Source organism: Burkholderia sp. Ac-20344, from assembly GCF_017104975.1.
Taxonomy (GTDB): Bacteria; Pseudomonadota; Gammaproteobacteria; order Burkholderiales; family Burkholderiaceae; genus Burkholderia.
The window spans coordinates 1-18494 of sequence record NZ_JAAGPP010000159.1 but is presented as its reverse complement, the minus strand read 5'-3'; the positions used below and the strand labels follow the sequence as shown (position 1 = coordinate 18494).

Sequence of the window (18494 nt, the reverse complement as noted above, 5' to 3'; positions counted from 1 at the left end):
CGTGGCGAGAACGCTTTACGGGCGGCGGCGTGGCGGCGGTCACGGCCGCCGCTGCCGCCGGGCTTGCCGTCTGTCCGTTGGCGCGGCGTGTCGCGCCGCGCACGCTGGTCGACGTCGGCGCGAAATTCGGGCTGCCGCCGCTGCCGCTGTCGCAGGTCGTGCTGTACTCGCGCGTGCGCGACGCGCGCGCCGCCGCTGCGTTGCGCAGGTTTGCCGACAGCCTTGCAATCTCGGCGTAAACTAGCGGGTTCCGCCGTCCGCAATCTCCAGAAGAATTCCGATGAAGTCCGACGCCCGCAAGCACCTCCGTGCCAACCTGCTGATGCTCGCCGCCGCCGCGATCTGGGGCTCGGCTTTCGTCGCGCAACGCCTGAGCCTCGACGTGATCGGGCCGTTCCTGTTCACGGGGCTGCGCTTCCTGCTCGGCGCGCTGGTGCTGGTGCCGCTGCTGATGCTGAACACCGCGTCGCGCGCGCAGCTCGCGGCGATCCGCCGTGCGCCGGCGCTGTTGCTGCCGGGCCTCGCGCTCGGCGGGCTGCTGGCGGTATCGATTTCACTGCAGCAGACCGGCCTGCAGTACACGCGCATCGCCAACGCGGGCTTCATCAGCTCGCTGTACGTCGTGATCGTGCCGCTGATGGGCGTGTTCGCCCGTCACCGGATCGGCACGGGGACCTGGTTCGGCGCGCTGCTCGCGGCGATCGGCCTGTATTTCCTCAGCATCGACGAGCACTTCTCGGTGCTGTACGGCGACTGGTTCCAGCTCGCCGGCGCCGTGATCATCGCCGCGCACGTGATGGCCGTCGGCCATTTCGCGAAACGCCACGATCCGCTCGTGCTCGCGTTCCTGCAGTTCCTCGTGTGCGGCGTGGCGTGCCTCGCGGTCGGCCTCGCCGTCGAGCCGGTCAGCGGCGCGATGCTGCGCGGCGCGCTGCCGACGCTGCTGTACGGCGGCGTGCTGTCGGTCGGCGTCGGCTACACGATGCAGGTCGTCGCGCAACGCGACGCGGCACCCGCGCACGCGGCCGTGATCTTCAGCATGGAAGGCGTGTTCGCGGCGATCGCCGGCTGGGCCGCGCTCGGCGAAACGCTGACGCTGCGCGCACTCGTCGGCTGCGCGCTGATGCTGGCCGGCCTGCTCGCGTGCCAGCTGCTGCCGAACGGCGACGCCCGGAAAAAGGACGAGGACGCGCTGCCGGCGTGACACGCACCGTCCCTATAATGGCGGTTCGCGTGACTTCCACGCCAACCGCTTCCGACAGGCCTGCTCCGTGACGTCCACTTCCGTCGATCCCGCCGCCGACCTGCTGCGCGAACGCGCAGCGCATTACGCCACCCAGGCGGCGCTGTTCCTTCGCGACCAGGCGCTCTCCACCGCGTCGCACGACCTGCGCAGCCCGCTGAACGCCATGCATAGCTGGGCATACGTGCTCGAGCGCCAGTTCGCCAACGCCGATCCGAACCTGCAGCGCGCGCTCGCGGGCATTCGCACGGGCATCGACCAGCAGGTCGCACTGATCGACGACGTGCTCGACGCGCCACGCGCGGAAACACGCACGCTCGCCCTCAAGCCGCAGCCGTTCGCGCTGCGCGCGTTGCTCGACGACACGATCGCGCTCGTGCGTTTCGCGCTCGCCGATGCACGGCAGGTCGCGCTCGATGCAACGCTGCCGGACGGCGAACCGTCGTTGACCGCCGACCGCGAACGCATCGCGCAGGCGCTCTGGACAATGCTGACGGCAGCGGTCGAAGCCAGCGCCGCCGGCGGCCGCGTGACGTTCGCGTGTGCCCGCGACGGCGTGCAGTTCACCGCGCGCGCCACCTGCACCGTCAACGCCGGCGCGCTCGCCGATCCCGCGCAGCCGCACGCGTTCGAAGCGTTCGCGCGTCGCGAGATGCTGCGCCAGCGCGACGCAAAACGGATCGCCTGGGCGCTTGCGCTCTGCCAGCGCGTCGCGCTCGCGCACGGCGGCACGTTCTCGCACGACGCGTTCGCCGATGGCGCAACCGCCACCATCGCGCTCTCCGTCCCCGGTGAGGCGCCGGTGTAAGCAATCGGCGGCCAGTACATTACGAATTCCTTTCCGGCCCTATACTGATGGGCCTGTCATAACCGGAGTGTTTCTTTGTTACAGATCTTCGCGCTCATCGGCGCGTTGTTCCTGGTGGCCCTGAACGGGTTCTTCGTCGCGGCCGAATTCGGCCTCGTCAAACTGCGCGCCACGCGCGTCAAGACACTGGCCCGCAAGCACGGCCTGCGCGGCCGCATCCTCGGCATCGTGCACGGCCGGCTCGACGCGTATCTTTCCGCGTGCCAGCTCGGCATCACGCTTGCGTCGCTCGGCCTCGGCTGGGTCGGCGAACCGGCCTTCGCGGAACTGATCGGCCCGCTGCTCGACCTGATCGGCGTGCAGTCCGAACGCGTCGTGCACCTGATCTCGCTCGCGTTCGCGTTCTCGCTGATCTCGTTCCTGCACATCGTCGTCGGCGAGCTGGCGCCGAAATCGATGGCGATCCGCCAGTCGGAGAAGGTCGGCCTGTGGGTCGCGCTGCCGCTCTATGCGTTCTACTGGGCGATGTACCCGGCGATCTGGGTGCTCAACAACAGCGCCAACGCGGTGCTGCGGCTCGCGGGGCTGTCCGCCGACCACGGCAGCGACGCGCACTACTCGACCGACGAGCTGAAGCTGATCCTGCGCAGCCGCCGCAGCACGGCCGGCAATCCGGCCCAGCCGGCACGCGGCACGTACAGCAACGACGAGTGGAACACGCTCGCGCATTCGCTCGATTTTTCGTCGATGACCGTGTCGGACCTGATGCGGCCGGCCCACGAAATGATCGGCCTGCGCCGCGACCTGCCGCTGCCCGACAACATGGAGATCGTCGCGCGGCACCGCTTCAGCCGCTATCCGCTGTTCGAGGATGCATCGCGCGAACAGGTGAGCGGGCTGATCCACCTGAAGGACCTGCTGCTCGCGCGCCACGCGGGCGCGGCGCTCGAGGACCTGTCCGACTACGTGCGCCCCGTGCAGTACGTGAAGCCCGACACGCCGGCGCTCGACCTGTTCCGCCGCTTCCGCAAGGGCGCGCCGCACTTCGCGCTGGTCGGCAACAAGGGCGAGAAGCCGATCGGCTTCCTGACGCTCGACAACCTGCTCGGCGCACTGGTCGGCCAGATTCACGACGAATTCCGCCAGGGCGACGCCGACTGGAGCCGCCTCGACGACGGCACGCTGATGGGCAAGGGCAGCCTGCCCGTCGTGTCGCTCGAACAGGCGCTCGGCATCGACATCGACGAAGGCCGTGCGGAATCGGTCGGCGGCCTCGTGATCCAGGCGCTCAGCGACCTGCCGACCGAAGGGCAGCGCGTGTCGTTCGACCGCTTCGACGTCGTCGTGAAGAAGATGAACGGGCCGCGCATCGTGCTCGTGCGCGTCTACCCGAAGATCGCGAAAGAGGCCGACGAATGACGGCCGCGCTGCGCGGCACGCGATGAACGCGACGCTGCCGCGCTGCTGCGTGATCACGCCGGAACCGGCGTCCGCATCGGCGGCCGATTGCGCGGCGTTCGTCGACCGGCTGTCGGCCGTGCTCGCGCGCGGCGAGACGCTCGTGCAACTGCGCGTGAAAACGCTCGATGCCGCCGCGTTCGCTTCACTCGCCGCCGCAGCGCTCGCGCGCTGCGATGCGGCCGGCGCGCATCTGATGCTGAACGGCCCGATCGATGCGGCCGGCGTGATGCGGCTCGACGGCGCCGGCTGGCACCTCGACGGCACCGCATTGCGCGCTGCCGCGCAGCGGCCGTTGCCGGCCGGACGATGGGTGTCCGCCGCCTGCCACTCGCGCGACGACCTGCTGCTGGCCGCGCGCGCCGGCGCGGATTTCGTCACGCTGTCGCCCGTGTTGCCGACGCTCAGCCATCCCGGTGCGCCGACACTCGGCTGGACGCAGTTCGAAACGCTGGCTGCTGAAGCCCCCATGCCCGTCTTCGCGCTCGGCGGCATGACGCGCGCCCACCTCGACGAGGCACGCCGCCACGGCGCGTACGGCGTCGCAGGCATTCGCGGGTTCTGGTAGTTCGGGGATGTCCTGCGGCGCAGCCGGATACAGACGGACGCAGCCAGGCGCAAATGCGACCGGCCTCTCAAACACTTACCCGCTCACATCGTCATGCGTTCAGGTTCGGACGCAATCCACGCCAGGCACCGTCGTCGATGAGACGCGCATCGTGCGTGAGCGCATACCGGTTGACGTCGCCCGTCAGCCACGCGACGAGCGAATACGGCGGCAACGCCCCTTCATCGACCCGGTCGCGCGCACGCGCCGGCGTCTCGAACACGATCCGCCCTTTCGGTGCGTCGAACGGCAGCGCCTCGGGCGACAGGTTCAACGCGATCGTCAGCGTCTCGTCGTCGGCGAGCCGCCATGACGCAAGCAGCGCGTCGGCATCGCCGTCGCCGTCCGACTTCAGCGCACGCGCATCCTGCGGCCGGCAATCGGACAATCGCGGCGAGATCAGCTTCGCGCGCACCGCAAGCGCAGACTGCACGAAATGCGCACGATCGATGTCGCGTGCGGTTTCGTCGAAGATCAACGGGATCTGCGGCGTGAGCAGCGACAGCGCAAGCGCGGCCAGACCGGCCTCCTGCCCGTGGTCGCCCTGCCCGCTGTCGCGCCACGCGCCATCGGACAGCACCAGCGACGTCAACGACAGCCCGCTGTCGGCCGCCATGCCTTCTCCCGACCCGGCCGGCTGGAACGCAGCCCCGGCCGCGGTCAGCGCGCGGGCGAGCGTGTGGATCGACTGGTGCGCGGAAATGCCTTCGTGGGGCGACGTGTCGCGCCCCGTCAGCCGGTGCAGCGCGCGTTCGCCACACCCGTTCCACTGTGCATCGAAATGGGTATCGGCAAGATGCGCCGGATGCCGCTCGCTGCCGAGTACGAGATGGATGAACCGGTCGGCCGGCACGGCCGCGCGCACACGATCCGCGATCTCGCGCAGCCACGACACGCCGATCCGGTCGGCTTCACGCAGGCGCAGCCCGTCGCACCGGTACTCGTCGATCCAGTACAGCGCGTTGTCGCAGAAGAAATCGCAGACTTCCGGATGATCGAGCGCGAGCGGCGGCGCCTGCAGCGGATCGTCGCGCGTATGGTAGAACGGCGCCGCGTAGTGGCGCAGCGCGTCGGTGCCGCTGCCGAAGCGCGCGTAATCGAGCTCCAGCAGCACCGCGAGGCCGTAACCGTGCGCCTCGTCGATCAGCGCCTTCAGCGCGTCGGGGCCGCCTTCGGCCGCGAGCGGCGCGAACGGCAGGCTGTCGTGCGGCGACGCCAGCAGCTCCAGCGCGGTCACGCCGAGGCGCGCGAGTTGCGGCAGGCGCCGGCGCACGCCGTCGAAGCCGCCCACCGCGTGCGGGCGAATCGCATAGAGCGCGATGTCTTCCCATGCGCGCCCGCGCCAGAACGTGTTGCGCCACGTGAACGCGCGCGGATCGACGACCTCGCTCGGGCCGTTGAGCCCTTCGGGTTGCGAGCGCGACGCGGGATCGGGAATCGATACCGCATCGTCGAGGCGATAGCGGTAAAGCGCACCCGCGCCACAATCGGCAAAGACTTCGAACCAGTTGGTGCCGGCAGCCGTCATCGGGACGGGCGACGGGCCGAAGCCGGTATCGAGTTCGAGCTGGACCTGCGTGCTGCCCGGCGCCCACACGCGAAAATGCGTGCGCGGCGTCGCGCAGAGCGCGCCACAGGGCTGTGCGCCGAACGGCAAGCAGTGAATGTGGTGCTGCGCATACGGATCGTGCGGACAATCGGACATCATGCGCTCCTCGTGCGTACCGAGCGGCATGGCCGCGCCAGCGGGGCGCAGCGCATCGGGGCCCGGCATGCGACGGCCAGGCGGGGGGAGAGAAACGAGTATGCGCCGGATTCGCCACCGCGATGCATCGTTCCCGGACATTTTTAAATACGAATCGACCCCGGGAAAACCCGCAGTCCGGCAGGTGCCGGCGAATCGGGTAGCCGCCATACCGGAATGGCTGCTCGCCTTGTTGCACCGGCCGCGCACGCTTACGCTCTGCGCGATGCTCGCGGACACGTCGTCCGCGCCCGCCCCGAGGAACCCGCCATGTCGCTTCCCGCCAGTGCCGCCAAATTCGATCCGGCACGCGCACACGAATACGCCGAGCAATCCCGCATCGCGCTCGCCGGCTACGATGCCTGCCACGAACTCACCGCGTGCATGCTCGCGTCGGCAATCGCCGCACCCGACGCGCGGATTCTCGTCGCGGGCGCGGGCGGCACGGGGCAGGAAATCTGCGTGGCGGCCGCGCTCGAGCCGGGCTGGCGCTTCACGGCCGTCGACCCGTCCGCGCCGATGCTCGCGCTCGCACGCTCGAACGTCGAGGCCGCGGGATTCGGCGCGCGCACGACGTTCGTCGAGGACGGGGTCGATGCGTTGCCCGATACGCCCGCGTTCGACGGCGCGACGCTGATCGGCGTGCTGCATCACGTTCCGGGCGACGAAGCGAAGGCGGCGCTGCTGCATGCGATCGCGCGACGCCTGAAACCCGGCGCGCCGCTCGTGCTCGCCGGCAACCATCGCCGCTACGCGGACCACCCTCGCCTGCTCGATGCATGGCAGCAGCGCTGGCGCATGAAAGGCGCGACGCCCGACGCCGTGCGCGCACAACTCGCGAAGATCCTGCAGGGCGCGGATCCGCCCGCGTCCGAGGAAGCCGTGTTCGGCCTGCTGCGCGGGGCGGGCTTCGATGCACCGCTGCGCTTTTTCGCGAGCCTGTTCTGGGGCGCGTGGATCGCGGTGCGGCGCGCATGACGGACCGGGGCGGCCCGTACGACCTGCTCAAGTGGCCCCGGCCTGCGTCAGCTCAGCAGGCCCGCCGCGACGTTGATCGACAGCCCGAGCACGGCCATGTTGAAGTAGAACGACAGGATCGACTGTGCGAGCACCGAGCGCCGCGCGGAGCGGTTCGCCAGCGACACGTCGGCTGTCTGCGAAGCAACCGCGATCGTGAACGCGAAATACAGGAAATCCCAGTAATCGGGTTCGGGGTTCTGGTCCGGGAAGCGCAGCGCGCGATCCTTGCTCGGCGAGCCGTAATAGAGCCGCGCATAGTGCAGCGTGAAGATCGTCGGGATCAGGAACCACGCGCCGAACAGCGTCGCGCCCGTGATCGCGTAGTGGCTGAGCCCCGCGCTGAAGCCGACGCTCTTGGCGGTCGCGAGCTCGATCGCGATCGCGGCGACGCTCGCGACGGTCGCGAGGCACACGACGGTCAGCACGGTCGTCGCGTTTTCATCCTCGCGGATCGCGACTTCGCGCACCTTGTGATGATGCGCGGTCACCATGCGCACCCACATCAGCACGAGATACAGCCAGATCATGAAATCCCAGCCGATCAGCGCACGCACGGTCGGACGCAGCGAAAACGGCAGCAGCAGCGCGCACAGCACACCGGCGACGAACGCTGCGACCATGCGCGGCCGGTTGCGTAATACCTGCGGATAAAGCGTCATCGTGTGATTCCGAAAGCGGATGGAAAGGGTTCGGCCGGTGCGCGAAACAGCCCGTCGCACCGCACCGTCGGGTACCGCCCCAATTATCGCCATTCCATCGTGACGTGGCGATGGGCGCGAGCGCCTAAGATAAGGGGATGACTGCCACCGCCCCCCTCTGCCACCATCCGGCGAACGCGGCCGGCCGCGACTTCGTCGTCGGCGACCTGCATGGCTGCGTGGATGTGCTGCGCGCGCTGCTGCAGGACATCCGCTTCGATCCGGCTCGCGACCGCCTGTTTTCGGTCGGCGACCTCGTCGACCGCGGCCCGGCCTCCGAAACCACGCTCGACCTGCTCGACCGCCCGTGGTGCCACGTCGTGCGCGGCAATCACGAGGAAGTGATGAGCCTCGTGGCGCGCGGCAAGCTGTCGCCCGACGCGTGGCGCGGAATCGGCGGCGACTGGGGCGCCGACCTGCCGCCGGAACGGCTGCACGCGCACGCAGCGCGCGTCGACGTGCTGCCGCTGGTGCGCGTGATCGGCGACGGCCCCGGGCGCTTCAACGTGCTGCATGCGGAATTCTTCGGCTCGGACGCCGATCTCGACACGGGCAGCTATTCGCACGACGTGCGCGAGCGGCTGATCTGGGGCCGCGATCTCGTCCAGGGGCTCGCCGATCCGGCGCGGCAGGCCGGGCTGTCGCTGACCTGCACCGGACACACGCCGGTACGCACGCCGCAGCGGATCGGCGCGCAGTGGTTCATCGACACGGGCGCGTTCGCGCCGGCCGGACGGCTCACGCTCGCCGAGCCCCGCACCGGGCGCACCTGGTCGATGACGCAGGCCGAAGCGCGCGAACGCCACGCGGGCGACTGGCCGCTGCCTTGATGCCTTGATGCCTTGATGCCTTGATGCCTTGATGCCTTGATGCCTTGATGCCTTGATGCCCGCGAGCGGGCCCTAGCCGACCTGGTTCAGTTCGAACACCGCATCGACGGCCGAACCGTTCCAGTTGTATTCGAGGTACGCCGCGTGATGGCAGTCGCGCAGCAGCGCGGTGCGGAAAGCCGCCAGGCACTCGCCGCGCGGGTCGCGCACCGACGGGTAGACGATGCCCGCGCCGCCTGCATTGCGCACCGCGCGGCCGAGCGCCTGCCCGGCGCTGTAATCGAGCGGGTGCAGCAGCGCCGGATCGCGTTTCGGCCATAGGCAAATATCGGCCACGTCGCCTTGCGCGATCACCGTATAGAGCCGCATCTGCTGGCGCATCGGCGGCTCCTTCGTCGCCGCCAGGAACAGCGCGCTGTGATAGCGCGTTTCGGCGATCGCCGTATCCCGAGAACGCGCGCAGTAGAACACGCCATAGCTGCCGTCGGAAAAGCGGCTGCCTTGCGGATTCAGGTGCGTGAACGCAGCCATGATCGGCCCCCAGCCCAGCCCGTAGCGGCGCTCGGCGGGCGGCACGAGGTCGAGCGTGCCGACTTCGTTGCGGATGCGGTCGTTGGTCAGCGATTCGAGCGCGTACAGCGCGTCGAAATCGTCCGCCGATGCAACGCGGTCGAACAGGTTGATCGCCGGAAAACGGGTGGGAATCACGCGATAGGCAGGCGCCCAGTCGACCGCGGTCGTGGGCCATTGTTGTGCTTGGATCGGCATCGTCACGCCCAGCCACCTCGCATCGCGTCGAGATATTGCCGGACGGCGACCAGATCGCCGACGTTGCCGGCGAGCATCCGGTCGAGTGCGCGCTTGCCGCCGAACGGCGCCGCGTCGTTGGGCCGCTTGACCCACGCATCGGCGGCGGCCGGCTGCGGCAACAGGATCTGCAGCGCCTTGTAGATGCCGAGCAGCAGCGATAGCCGCTCGAGCGTATCGCGCGGCAGCCGCGCCGATTCCGGCGTGGCCTTCCACTTGAAGAACGTCGAACGGCCGGGCGACCCGAGCAGCACGATCTGCTCGTCGATCGTCAGCTCCCAGTCGCGCGCGATGTTGAAAAACGCGCGCAGGCCGGCCGCCGACATCTGCGCGACCGAGGCCTGCGGCGGGGCGGAATGCGAATCGTAGGCGGGCTGTGACATGATCGTTAGTCTCGAAACGAATTTACTAACAAGATTAGTCCATTTTCGTATTTTTGCAAGGGTCGACACCCGTGAACCCGCCCGCGCCTCCTTCAAAACGATATTTTTTGTCCATTCTGGACTCTTATTTTATTTTCTGCGTTAATGGCCGTGCGGACACCGCGCGCGGATGCGGTTCGTGTCCGTCAAACCGTGTCGCACAGAACCCGGAAGCACCCCGCTCAAGGAACGCACCATGAAGAGACTGATTGCCGCTGTTTCGATCGCCCTGCTCGCGGTATCCGCAGGCCCGGCCGTCGCGAAGGACTGGACCACGATCCGCTTCGGCACCGATGCCAGCTACGCGCCGTTCGAGTCGAAGGCACCCGACGGCAAGCTCGTCGGCTTCGACATCGACCTCGGCAACGAGATCTGCGCGCGCCTGAAGGCGAAGTGCGTGTGGCTCGAGAACGATTTCGACGGGATGATTCCGGCGCTGAAGGCGAAGAAGTTCGACGCGGTGCTGTCGTCGATGTCGATCACGCCGCAGCGTGCGCAGCAGATCGGCTTCACGACGAAGATCTACAACCAGCCGACGCGGCTCGTCGTAAAGAAGGGCTCGCCGCTGCTGCCGACGGCCGAATCGCTGAAGGGCAAATCGATCGGCGTCGAGCAGGGCACGACGCAGGAAACGTACGCGAAGGCGTACTGGGGCAAGCAAGGCGCGAACGTCGTGTCGTACCAGAACCAGGACGGCGTATACGCGGACCTGACCGCGGGCCGCCTCGACGCGGCGCTGCAGGATGAAGTGCAGGCCGCGATCGGGTTCCTGAAATCGTCGCGCGGCGCGAACTACACGTTCGTCGGCCCCGAGCTCGTCGACGAGAAGGTGCTCGGCATCGGCGCCGGCATCGGGCTGCGCAAGGAGGACACCGACCTGAAGGCGAAGATCGATGGCGCAATCCTCGACATGGTCAAGGACGGCACCTACAAGCGGCTCGCATCGAAGTACTTCGACTTCGACATCTACGGCGGCTGAAACGGCGTCGCGCGCGTACGGGCGCCACTCCCGTCGCGCGCGTCCGACCGCCCCTCCCCTCACCACCGGACGGCAACGGCATGACGCCGTTTGCCGTCGCATCGAATGCATCATCCGTCGTACGTGCAGCACGACGCTTCGCATTTCATTCGGATTGCGTATCGATCGTTCGCGTGGACGATGCCCGACGCGAACGAATATCGTGCGGCTTCAGTCAGTATGCGAAGACCGGGCGTCGAGGCACCGGCGCCCGTGCGCACATGCCCTTGCGAATCGGGTTCGCATGCAGGAAAGTGCCGACCCGGCGCGGATGACCGGCAATCAGCCGGATCCGCCTCGCGCCGGGCGCGGAGAGATGGCCTGTCGAGGCATGCCGGCCGGCTGCGAGAACGACGTTCGACCGGCGATGCTTCGAATCACTGCGATCGCGGCCTGCTTGCCGCAGTGTATAGCGATCGATCATTTTTCTTCCCCGTATCAGTCTGATGCTTGTTCCGGCAACCGGACGAGGCCGGTGCTCCGACGATCAGGCGACGACGCTCCGTGCTCGCCGGAACGCGGCTGCTGTGCCGCGCTCCGCCGCCGCATCCCCGCGGACTGTATCCTGGCCGGTATTGACAGGGTTCGCTGCCGAACCGGACGGACCTTGCATCGTCGACTTTCGCACGTTCACTTTCGCAAGGAGCGGGCCAGCTTCCCGCGAGCCCGTCCGGACAAGGGGTTGACCGGACGGCGTGGCGGCCGGAACGGGTGCGGAATGCGGGAAGTTACGAAACTGAAACACACGGCGTGCGGCACGCACGGACCGCGTGGCGGCCCTGCCTTGCCGGATAAGGCTGAACAATGAAGCTCGGCATTTTTACCGATGGACGGCCGGCCGTTCACCCCGGTTCGCCGCGCAAATTTGCGTGGCTGCCGAAGCGAAATGTTTCATGCGCTTTACATGCCGCCGGCGGCCCGAAGATCGCCGGACTTCCGCGGCAGGAATCGGCAGGAATCGGCCGGCACCGGGCCAGCCGGCCGCACGGCTATACTCCGAAACCGGCGCGCATGATGTTCGCATCGGCGCCTTTTCCCGGCGAACGACGCGCCCCACGACACCGCTCCACACCCTCGAACAACCGCGCCCGATGATCCGCACCTTCTATGCCGCCGAACGCGCCAGACTGCTTCGTTTCGGGGTGTCGGGCCTCGGTTCGACCGCGCTGCATGCGCTGATCGCGGCCGCGATGTTCGCGCTGTTCGACGCGACGCCCGTGATCGCGAACGCGGTCGCGTTCATCTGCTCGACCGCGTTCTCGTATCTCGCCAATACGCTGTGGAGTTTTTCGTCGCCCGTGACATGGAGCAACTTCGTGCGCTTTCTCGCCGTCGCAATGGCCGGCCTCGTCGTGACGATGCTGCTTGCGCACGGCACCGAGGCGCTCGGGCTCGCCCGCGCATGGAGCGTCGTCGCAGTCGTTCTGTGCGTGCCGCCCGTCACGTTCGTGCTGCACCGGCTCTGGACCTATCGCTGAACCGGCTCGCGCGTCACGCGTGCGCCGCTCAGCCGACCCGCTGATGCCCCGCGTCGCCGGACGGCGCGCCGTCGTGCCCGCCGTTGTCGCCGTTGCTGTCGTGATCGTTCAGCCCGTGTTCGATCATCATCCGGTAGAGCGTCACGCGCGAAATGCCGAGTTCGGCCGCAGCCTTGTTGATGCGGTGATCGTTGCGCAGCAGCGCATTCTCGATCGCGGTGCGCTCCGCGAGCGCCCGCGCCTGTTCGAGCGTCACGGGCTCGGTTTCGCCCGGCGTCTCGAGCCCGAGATCGTGCGGCGTCAGCAGCCGGCTCTCGGCCATCACGATCCCGCGCCGCACGCGGTTGATCAGCTCGCGCACGTTGCCGGGCCACTCGTAGCGCCGCATCGCGTCGAGCGCGGCCGACGTGAAGCCGCTGATCTTGCGGCCGCTGTCGGCCTTGTATTTCTGCAGCACGTAGTGCGCGAGGATGTCGATGTCCTTGCCGCGCGCGCGCAGCGGCGGCTCGTGGATGCGCAGCACGCACAGGCGGTGATAAAGGTCTGCACGGAAGCGCCCGGCCTCGACCGCACCGTCGAGATCCACGTGGGTGGCCGAGATGATCCGCACGTCGACCGGAATCGATTCCTGACCGCCGAGCCGCTCGATCTTCCCCTCCTGCAGGAAACGCAGCAGGCTCGCCTGGCTTTCGACCGGCATGTCGCCGATTTCGTCGAGAAACAGCGTGCCGCCGTTCGCCGATTCGATCCGCCCCGCACGCCGCTGATTCGCGCCGGTGAACGCGCCGCGTTCGTAGCCGAACAGTTCCGACTGCAACAGGTGATGCGGAATCGCACCGCAATTGATCGCGACGAACGGCCCCTTGCCGCGGCCGGAACGCTCGTGAATCGCGAGCGCCGTCAGCTCCTTGCCGGTGCCCGACTCGCCCGAGATGAACACGCTCGCGTCGGTCTTCGCGACCTTGCGGATCGTGCTGAACAGCTGCTGCATCGCCTCGCAGTTGCCGATCATCCCGTGCTCGCCGATCGACGCCGCGTAGGCCGCCCCGTCGACGCGATCGAGCGCGGCCATCCCGCGCGCATGGCCTAGCACGTGCGAAATCCATTCGTAGGGCAACGGAAGGGTCACATAATCGAAGCAGTAGCTGCGGATCAGTTCGCGCACGGCAGGGCCGATCGTGATGCCGGCCTGCGCGATGGAAATCCAGCCGATCGACGGCTGGCTCAGGCACGCCTTCAGCGCGGGATAGTCGCGCGACGTGAACCCGGTGAAATCGATCAGCCCGGCGGCGACGGTCACGCCGGACGTCATGTTCTGCGCGGCGCCGGCCGTCTTCGCGACGGAGATTTCCCAGCCGAGCCCGCGCAGTTGCGCAAGCAACGGCTCGTCCGGCGAACGCATGATCACGAACAGCTTGCGTCCGTCCTCGGGCGCGGTGACGGACACATGCGTCGTCTCGGACACCGCTTGCCCGTTTGCGTCAGGTGACCTAGCAACCATCGTTGTTCCCCGCTTGGCGTTGGTATCGCGCCGGCTCGCCGTCGCGTGCGACGGACCTCGATCGAACCGACATATTGGCCGCATTTCCGTCCGAATAAAATCCCCCTGTGCATGAATCATGCGTGAGGTGGACAGTGTCATGAACGGTATATCGATGCGGCCGACGCGCGGCTAGATGGGTGTTATCCCGGTGGCGCACGCGGCGCGAACCCTGAACGGGCAGTTGTGCGGCGCGCAAAGCCGCGCCGGTGCTGGCGCGCGGCGTTCGCGGGCAATACGGTGCACCCGGAATCGGCTCGCCGGTGCAGGCATGCGCGGCCGGTCGGCCGGCCAGCCGGACGCCCGCGCAGCCGGTTCGAATTGATTTCGGTCAATCGTCAGAGGAAGCCGGCTGATGCAGGAACGCAACATGCGCGGCCCAATGCCGCGCATGCTGGTGCAGCGGCGGTCTCAGCGGCCCGATGCGAGCGGCGCCGGCGCGTTCGCGCGGCCACGGCCGGCCGGCGTGCCGCCGTGTTCGCCGTAGGCGGCGGCGAGCGCGTCGACCCGCGCGAGATGGTGGTGATTGTCGTGATCCCACGGATGGAAGCCGGGCCGGAAGAAGCTCAGCCATTCGCCGGCGATGCGCGGGAACAGCCCGCGGCGCGGCCCGTACAGGAACGCGATCATCCGCAGCATGCCGCGCACGTGATGGCCGGCGCCGCGATCGCGCCACAGCAGCGTCGCGTGCATCAGGAACACGGTCGGCCAGAACGTCAGCGTCGTCAGCAGATACACGCCGATGCGGATCAGGTAACGGCGCAGCCCCGGTTCCATCACGGTATTCCATACGTCGAACGACACGGCCTTGTGCTCGGTTTCCTCGAGCGCGTGCCAGATCCACATCTGGCGGTAGCCGTCGACCGAGCCTTCGAGGCGCGTCGGGTCGCGCAGCAGCCAGTCGGCGAGCATCGCCGTGTAATGCTCCGCCGCGACCGTATGCGCGAGCTGCACCGAATGCGGCAGCTTGCGCTTCATGTAGCCGAGCACCGTCCACACCCGCTTGTCGAGCTTGCGCGCGGGCAGGTGGTTCGCCTGCATCAGCTCGTTGTATTCGATGTGCTCGCGCGTGTGCATCGCCTCCTGGCCGATGAAGCCGAGCACCTGCTGCTTCAGCACGGGATCGTCGATCCGGTCGCGGTAGTTGCGCACCGAATCCATGAAGAAGCGTTCGCCGGCCGGGAACAGCAGCGACAGCGCGTTGAAGAAATGGGTCACGTGCGACCCGAGGCCATGCCAGTCCTTCGCACGTTCGACCGGCAGGTCGAAGCGCAGGTCGCGGCGCACCGGCATGATCCCGGCTGCGGTGGCGGAAGCGGCTGACTTCATGTTCATCGTTCTCCTGGTTCCGGAGCGGCCCGGCGCGTCGTCCGACGCGGCCGGCGCGCGCCCGGGCGGCGCGTCGCGCACCGCCCAAATCTTGACATTCACAAATGTAAAGATAGGCCGCCCGCAGCGGCGCGCGCAAGCCGTGCGGTAGATGCGCGCTTCCAAACAGGGCACGGTCGAAAAGGTGGAAAAAACGGCGCTCGAACAGCATCGGGACGCGTCGGGATTCGAACGCGCGTGACCGCACGCGAACCGCTTTCAGCGGCCGACGCCGCATCGCATTGGCGGCCTGAAAGTCTCGTGTGGCGGGCGTTTCGCGGAATCCGGCGAAGCCGCGCGGCGCGCGGCCGAGCGCCCCGGCAGCACCGATTCATACACGCGTCGCACTGGCACGGTGCAACCGCTGTCGCGGCACGCGCGGAAAATTCAAACGCGCGTTCCATTTGCCTTTCGCGCGATCGCAGCCGCAGCGGCCCGCCACCGTCCGCGACACGCGTGCGACGGGCCGAAAACCACGAGCGGCGGCCCGCTGCGCGCTCGCCTACAATAGCGGTTTTACCCATCCTTTTTCAGGAGAAGTCATGTCTGTCATCACGACCGAATCGGGCCTCAAATACGAAGACCTGACCGAAGGCACCGGCGACGTAGCGCAAGCCGGCCAGACCGTCAGCGTCCACTACACGGGCTGGCTGACCGACGGTCAGAAATTCGATTCGAGCAAGGATCGCAACGACCCGTTCGCGTTCGTGCTCGGCGGCGGCATGGTCATCAAGGGCTGGGACGAAGGCGTGCAGGGCATGAAGGTCGGCGGCGTGCGTCGCCTGACGATCCCGCCGCAACTCGGCTACGGCCCGCGCGGCGCAGGCGGCGTGATTCCGCCGAACGCAACGCTCGTGTTCGAAGTCGAACTGCTCGCCATCTGACGCGGCACACGCCCCGCTGACTGACGCCCTGCCCCATGGCGCACCTGCCGTCCCCCACCATCGCGCTGCAACGCTACGACACGCTCGAGGCGTCGGACGTGCACGACTTTCACCAGATCGTGCTCGGCATCGACGGCGCGATGGTGATGGCGGTGGACGGCGTCAGCCAGCAGCTCGACCGGCACGGCGCGTGGCTGGTTCCGGCCGGCGCGCGCCACGATTACGCGGGCCTGGGCGAGAACCGCCAGCTCGTGCTCAATCTTCCGCTCGCGTCGCTCGCGGTGCCGCAGCGGCTGTTCGACAGCGCGCGCGCCGTGGCGATCGATCCGGCACTGACGTCGCTGGTCGCGCAGATCGCGGCGGCAGCCGCGCAACTCGAAGCACCGGCCGGCGACGCGCAGCACGCGGCCGCGCACCGTTTCCAGTGGCAGGCCGCCGCACGGCTGTGCGGCGCGCTGATCGACGAACGCGACATCGCCGCGCCCGCCTCGGGCCTCGATTTCGCGCGCATCGACCGCTGGCTGCGCGCCCGGCTTGCCGAGCCGCTGCGCATCGCCGATCTCGCCGCGCACTGCGGCTACGGGATGCGCCGCTTTCATCAACTGTTCGTCGATGCGTTCGGCGAAACGCCGCATCGCTACCTGCAGCGGCTCAGGCTCGACGCGGCCGTGATCCTGCTCGCGGACGGCCGGTATCCGCTCGTCGATATCGCCGGGATGGTCGGCTTCGCGGATCAAAGCACGTTCACGCATGCGTTCACGAAGCGCTTCGGCGTTGCGCCGGGACGCTGGCGCGGTGAGCGGCATTGAACGCAGCGGCAGTCCCGCGCTGAGCACGCATCGACGCATGTAGCGGCATGGTTCTGTAAACCGCGTTCACGCCGACCCGGTCGCAGCATTCGTCGTTCCTGCTTCGTTCCTGCTTCGTTCCTGCTTCGTTCCTGCTTCGTTCCTGCTTCGGCCCCGCTCGGTGCCACGCTGCTTCGCCGACGCTTCACGTCCCGCTGAAACATCGCCTGCCGGGCGCGTCCTACGATTGACGCATGGATACGATCGCCCCCGCCTCCGCCTTCCCGTCCGCGCTCGCCCGCGTCGTCGCGACCGTCAGCACCGGGGTCGTCGTCACGCAGCTCGACGTGACGATCGGCAATATCGCGCTCGCGCATCTCGCCGGCGACCTGCACTTGCCGGTCGCCGGCCTGCAGTGGGTCGTCGACGCGTACACGCTCGCGTTCGCAGTACTGATGCTGTCGGGCGGCGCGCTCGGCGACCGCTTCGGCGCGCGCCGCCTGTACATTGCCAGCCTCGTACTGTTCGCGCTTGCGTCGCTCGCGTGCGGTGCCGCGAGCGCGCCCGCGATGCTGATCGCGGCGCTTCGCCCGCGCGTCAGGCCGTGGCGGCAGCCGATTGAACGGGTGCGGTCATGCGTCGCCGGGGTCGCGCTCGCAGTCGTCGTGAATACGACGCTGCAAGTCGAGCAACCGCCGATAGCCGGCGGAATCCAGCGGGTGGCTCATGGCGATGCGGCTCCGGTCGACGACGATCGCGACGGTCTATCCGACGGTGCAGCCCTCGCGCATGACGCTCACCGTCGCGTCGCACCGGCTTCGTCGCCGATCTTCCTCACGACCGTCTCTGCCGCCTTCAAAGGCCGGCCGTCGTCGTGCCGCAGCGCGAGCTTGCGGATCGCGCGCCCGGTGCTGCGGTCGACCAGCACCGAATGCGGCTCGCCACGTGCGAACAGGTTCGCCTCGCCCCACTGCCGCAGCATCACGATCACCGGAAACAGCCCTTCGCCCTTCCTGGTCAACGCATATTCCTGATACGCGCTGCCGTCCGACGCCGGCACGACGTCGAACACGCCCGCGTCCACCAGCATCTTCAGCCGGTCGGACAGGATATTGCTCGCGACGCCGAGGCTCGCGCGGAAATCGCCGAACCGGCGCACGCCGTCGAACGCATCGCGCACGATCAGCAACGCCCAGCGATCGCCGACGATATCGGTCGCCCGCGCCACCGGGCACGGCGAATCCGCAAGACTTTTCTGCCTGGCCATGTTCCTCTCCGCCATCGTGCCGGCCGCCTTCGCGGCAACGCCGGCCATCCGTGCACGGACGTCTCGCCCGCCGCACAACAGGTTGCATTTTAAAACTACTTTTCCTACACTCACACCAGTTTCATTTTGCAACTACTTTGCACGAGGGAACCCATGGAGTCTTCCTGTCATTCCGGCACCGTTGCATCGAGCACCCCCACACACGCGGCACACCCGGCCGACAGCGGCCGCCTGTCCGCGGCGCGCGTCGCGTTGCTGGCGGCCTGCTGCGCGGCCAGTGTCGCGAACGTCTACTACGCGCAGCCGCTGCTCGATTCGATCGCGCAGGATTTCGGCGTGTCGCAGGCGGCCGTCGGCGGCGTCATCACCGCAACGCAACTCGGCTGCGCGCTCGCGCTGCTGTTCGTCGTGCCGCTCGGCGACCTGCTGAACCGCAAGCGCCTGATCACCGTGCAGCTTCTGCTGCTGACGGCGGCCTGCATCGGTGTCGCCGCATCGTCGACGCGCGTCGCGG

The 18494-nt window shown here is 68.1% G+C and carries 18 protein-coding genes and 2 pseudogenes; 13 read left to right on the top strand and 7 right to left on the bottom strand.

The genetic code is table 11. From position 1 onward, the window contains the following. From G3N64_RS33140 to G3N64_RS33120, 5 genes and pseudogenes are all read left to right on the top strand, one after another. Positions 1-239 (top strand): annotated as a pseudogene (locus G3N64_RS33140) (LysR family transcriptional regulator); the annotation flags it as partial. Positions 240-280: 41 nt separating this feature from the next. Continuing rightward, positions 281-1204 (top strand): DMT family transporter, encoded by a 924-nt coding sequence (locus G3N64_RS33135; protein ID WP_205787927.1) that lies wholly within the window; start codon positions 281-283, stop codon positions 1202-1204. Positions 1205-1271: 67 nt separating this feature from the next. Continuing rightward, positions 1272-2051, top strand: a complete 780-nt coding sequence (locus tag G3N64_RS33130) for a HAMP domain-containing sensor histidine kinase (RefSeq protein WP_205787926.1) — start codon at positions 1272-1274, stop codon at positions 2049-2051. A 75-nt stretch (positions 2052-2126) separates the two neighbouring features. Next, entirely contained in the window at positions 2127-3470 is a 1344-nt protein-coding gene (locus G3N64_RS33125) for a hemolysin family protein (RefSeq protein ID WP_205787925.1), read from the top strand. Positions 3471-3492: 22 nt separating this feature from the next. Next, positions 3493-4077 (top strand): thiamine phosphate synthase, encoded by a 585-nt coding sequence (locus G3N64_RS33120; protein ID WP_205787924.1) that lies wholly within the window; start codon positions 3493-3495, stop codon positions 4075-4077. A gap of 91 nt (positions 4078-4168) precedes the next feature. Here the strand turns inward: G3N64_RS33120 and G3N64_RS33115 are convergent, their stop codons facing one another. Beyond that, positions 4169-5821 carry a DUF3459 domain-containing protein gene (locus G3N64_RS33115; RefSeq protein ID WP_205787929.1) on the bottom strand — a complete coding sequence of 551 codons (1653 nt, stop codon included), beginning with the start codon at positions 5819-5821 and terminating at the stop codon, positions 4169-4171. Between the two features lie 309 nt (positions 5822-6130). Between G3N64_RS33115 and G3N64_RS33110 the strand changes: the two genes are divergently transcribed. Next, positions 6131-6838 (top strand): class I SAM-dependent methyltransferase, encoded by a 708-nt coding sequence (locus G3N64_RS33110; RefSeq protein WP_205787923.1) that lies wholly within the window; start codon positions 6131-6133, stop codon positions 6836-6838. A 47-nt stretch (positions 6839-6885) separates the two neighbouring features. Here G3N64_RS33110 and G3N64_RS33105 read toward each other — a convergent pair whose 3' ends face one another. Next, the gene (locus G3N64_RS33105; RefSeq protein WP_205787922.1) at positions 6886-7539 is read right to left on the bottom strand and encodes a DUF1345 domain-containing protein; all 654 of its coding nucleotides are present in this window, start codon (positions 7537-7539) and stop codon (positions 6886-6888) included. Positions 7540-7676: 137 nt separating this feature from the next. On the opposite strand from G3N64_RS33105, the gene G3N64_RS33100 reads away from it, so the two are divergent. Further along, positions 7677-8408 (top strand): metallophosphoesterase, encoded by a 732-nt coding sequence (locus tag G3N64_RS33100; protein ID WP_205787921.1) that lies wholly within the window; start codon positions 7677-7679, stop codon positions 8406-8408. Between the two features lie 72 nt (positions 8409-8480). Here the strand turns inward: G3N64_RS33100 and G3N64_RS33095 are convergent, their stop codons facing one another. Both G3N64_RS33095 and G3N64_RS33090 read right to left on the bottom strand, forming a co-directional pair. Continuing rightward, entirely contained in the window at positions 8481-9176 is a 696-nt protein-coding gene (locus G3N64_RS33095) for an RES family NAD+ phosphorylase (RefSeq protein ID WP_205787928.1), read from the bottom strand. 2 nt (positions 9177-9178) lie between these two features. Continuing rightward, positions 9179-9598, bottom strand: a complete 420-nt coding sequence (locus G3N64_RS33090; protein WP_043177863.1) for an MbcA/ParS/Xre antitoxin family protein — start codon at positions 9596-9598, stop codon at positions 9179-9181. A 235-nt stretch (positions 9599-9833) separates the two neighbouring features. Between G3N64_RS33090 and G3N64_RS33085 the strand changes: the two genes are divergently transcribed. Then, a complete protein-coding gene (locus G3N64_RS33085; RefSeq protein ID WP_205787920.1) occupies positions 9834-10616 on the top strand; it encodes an ABC transporter substrate-binding protein in 783 nt (260 codons plus the stop codon). Positions 10617-11746: 1130 nt separating this feature from the next. After that, a complete protein-coding gene (locus tag G3N64_RS33080; RefSeq protein ID WP_205787919.1) occupies positions 11747-12133 on the top strand; it encodes a GtrA family protein in 387 nt (128 codons plus the stop codon). A gap of 28 nt (positions 12134-12161) precedes the next feature. Here the strand turns inward: G3N64_RS33080 and G3N64_RS33075 are convergent, their stop codons facing one another. Beyond that, on the bottom strand, positions 12162-13634 hold the full coding sequence (locus G3N64_RS33075; RefSeq protein ID WP_205787918.1) for a sigma-54 dependent transcriptional regulator: 1473 nt from the start codon (positions 13632-13634) through the stop codon (positions 12162-12164). A gap of 450 nt (positions 13635-14084) precedes the next feature. Beyond that, positions 14085-15002: a metal-dependent hydrolase gene (locus tag G3N64_RS33070; protein ID WP_205787917.1), complete on the bottom strand. Its 918-nt coding sequence runs from the start codon at positions 15000-15002 to the stop codon at positions 14085-14087. Positions 15003-15583: 581 nt separating this feature from the next. Between G3N64_RS33070 and G3N64_RS33065 the strand changes: the two genes are divergently transcribed. From G3N64_RS33065 to G3N64_RS33055, 3 genes and pseudogenes are all read left to right on the top strand, one after another. Continuing rightward, on the top strand, positions 15584-15925 hold the full coding sequence (locus tag G3N64_RS33065) for an FKBP-type peptidyl-prolyl cis-trans isomerase (RefSeq protein ID WP_027791040.1): 342 nt from the start codon (positions 15584-15586) through the stop codon (positions 15923-15925). Positions 15926-15960: 35 nt separating this feature from the next. Beyond that, on the top strand, positions 15961-16734 hold the full coding sequence (locus G3N64_RS33060; protein ID WP_205787916.1) for an AraC family transcriptional regulator: 774 nt from the start codon (positions 15961-15963) through the stop codon (positions 16732-16734). A 233-nt stretch (positions 16735-16967) separates the two neighbouring features. Further along, positions 16968-17297 (top strand): annotated as a pseudogene (locus G3N64_RS33055) (MFS transporter); the annotation flags it as partial. A 212-nt stretch (positions 17298-17509) separates the two neighbouring features. Here G3N64_RS33055 and G3N64_RS33050 read toward each other — a convergent pair. Then, a complete protein-coding gene (locus G3N64_RS33050; protein WP_205787915.1) occupies positions 17510-17980 on the bottom strand; it encodes a helix-turn-helix domain-containing protein in 471 nt (156 codons plus the stop codon). A gap of 153 nt (positions 17981-18133) precedes the next feature. Here G3N64_RS33050 and G3N64_RS33045 point away from each other — a divergent pair. Further along, a partial coding sequence (locus tag G3N64_RS33045; RefSeq protein ID WP_346778853.1) for an MFS transporter occupies positions 18134-18494 on the top strand: 361 nt, incomplete at its 3' end.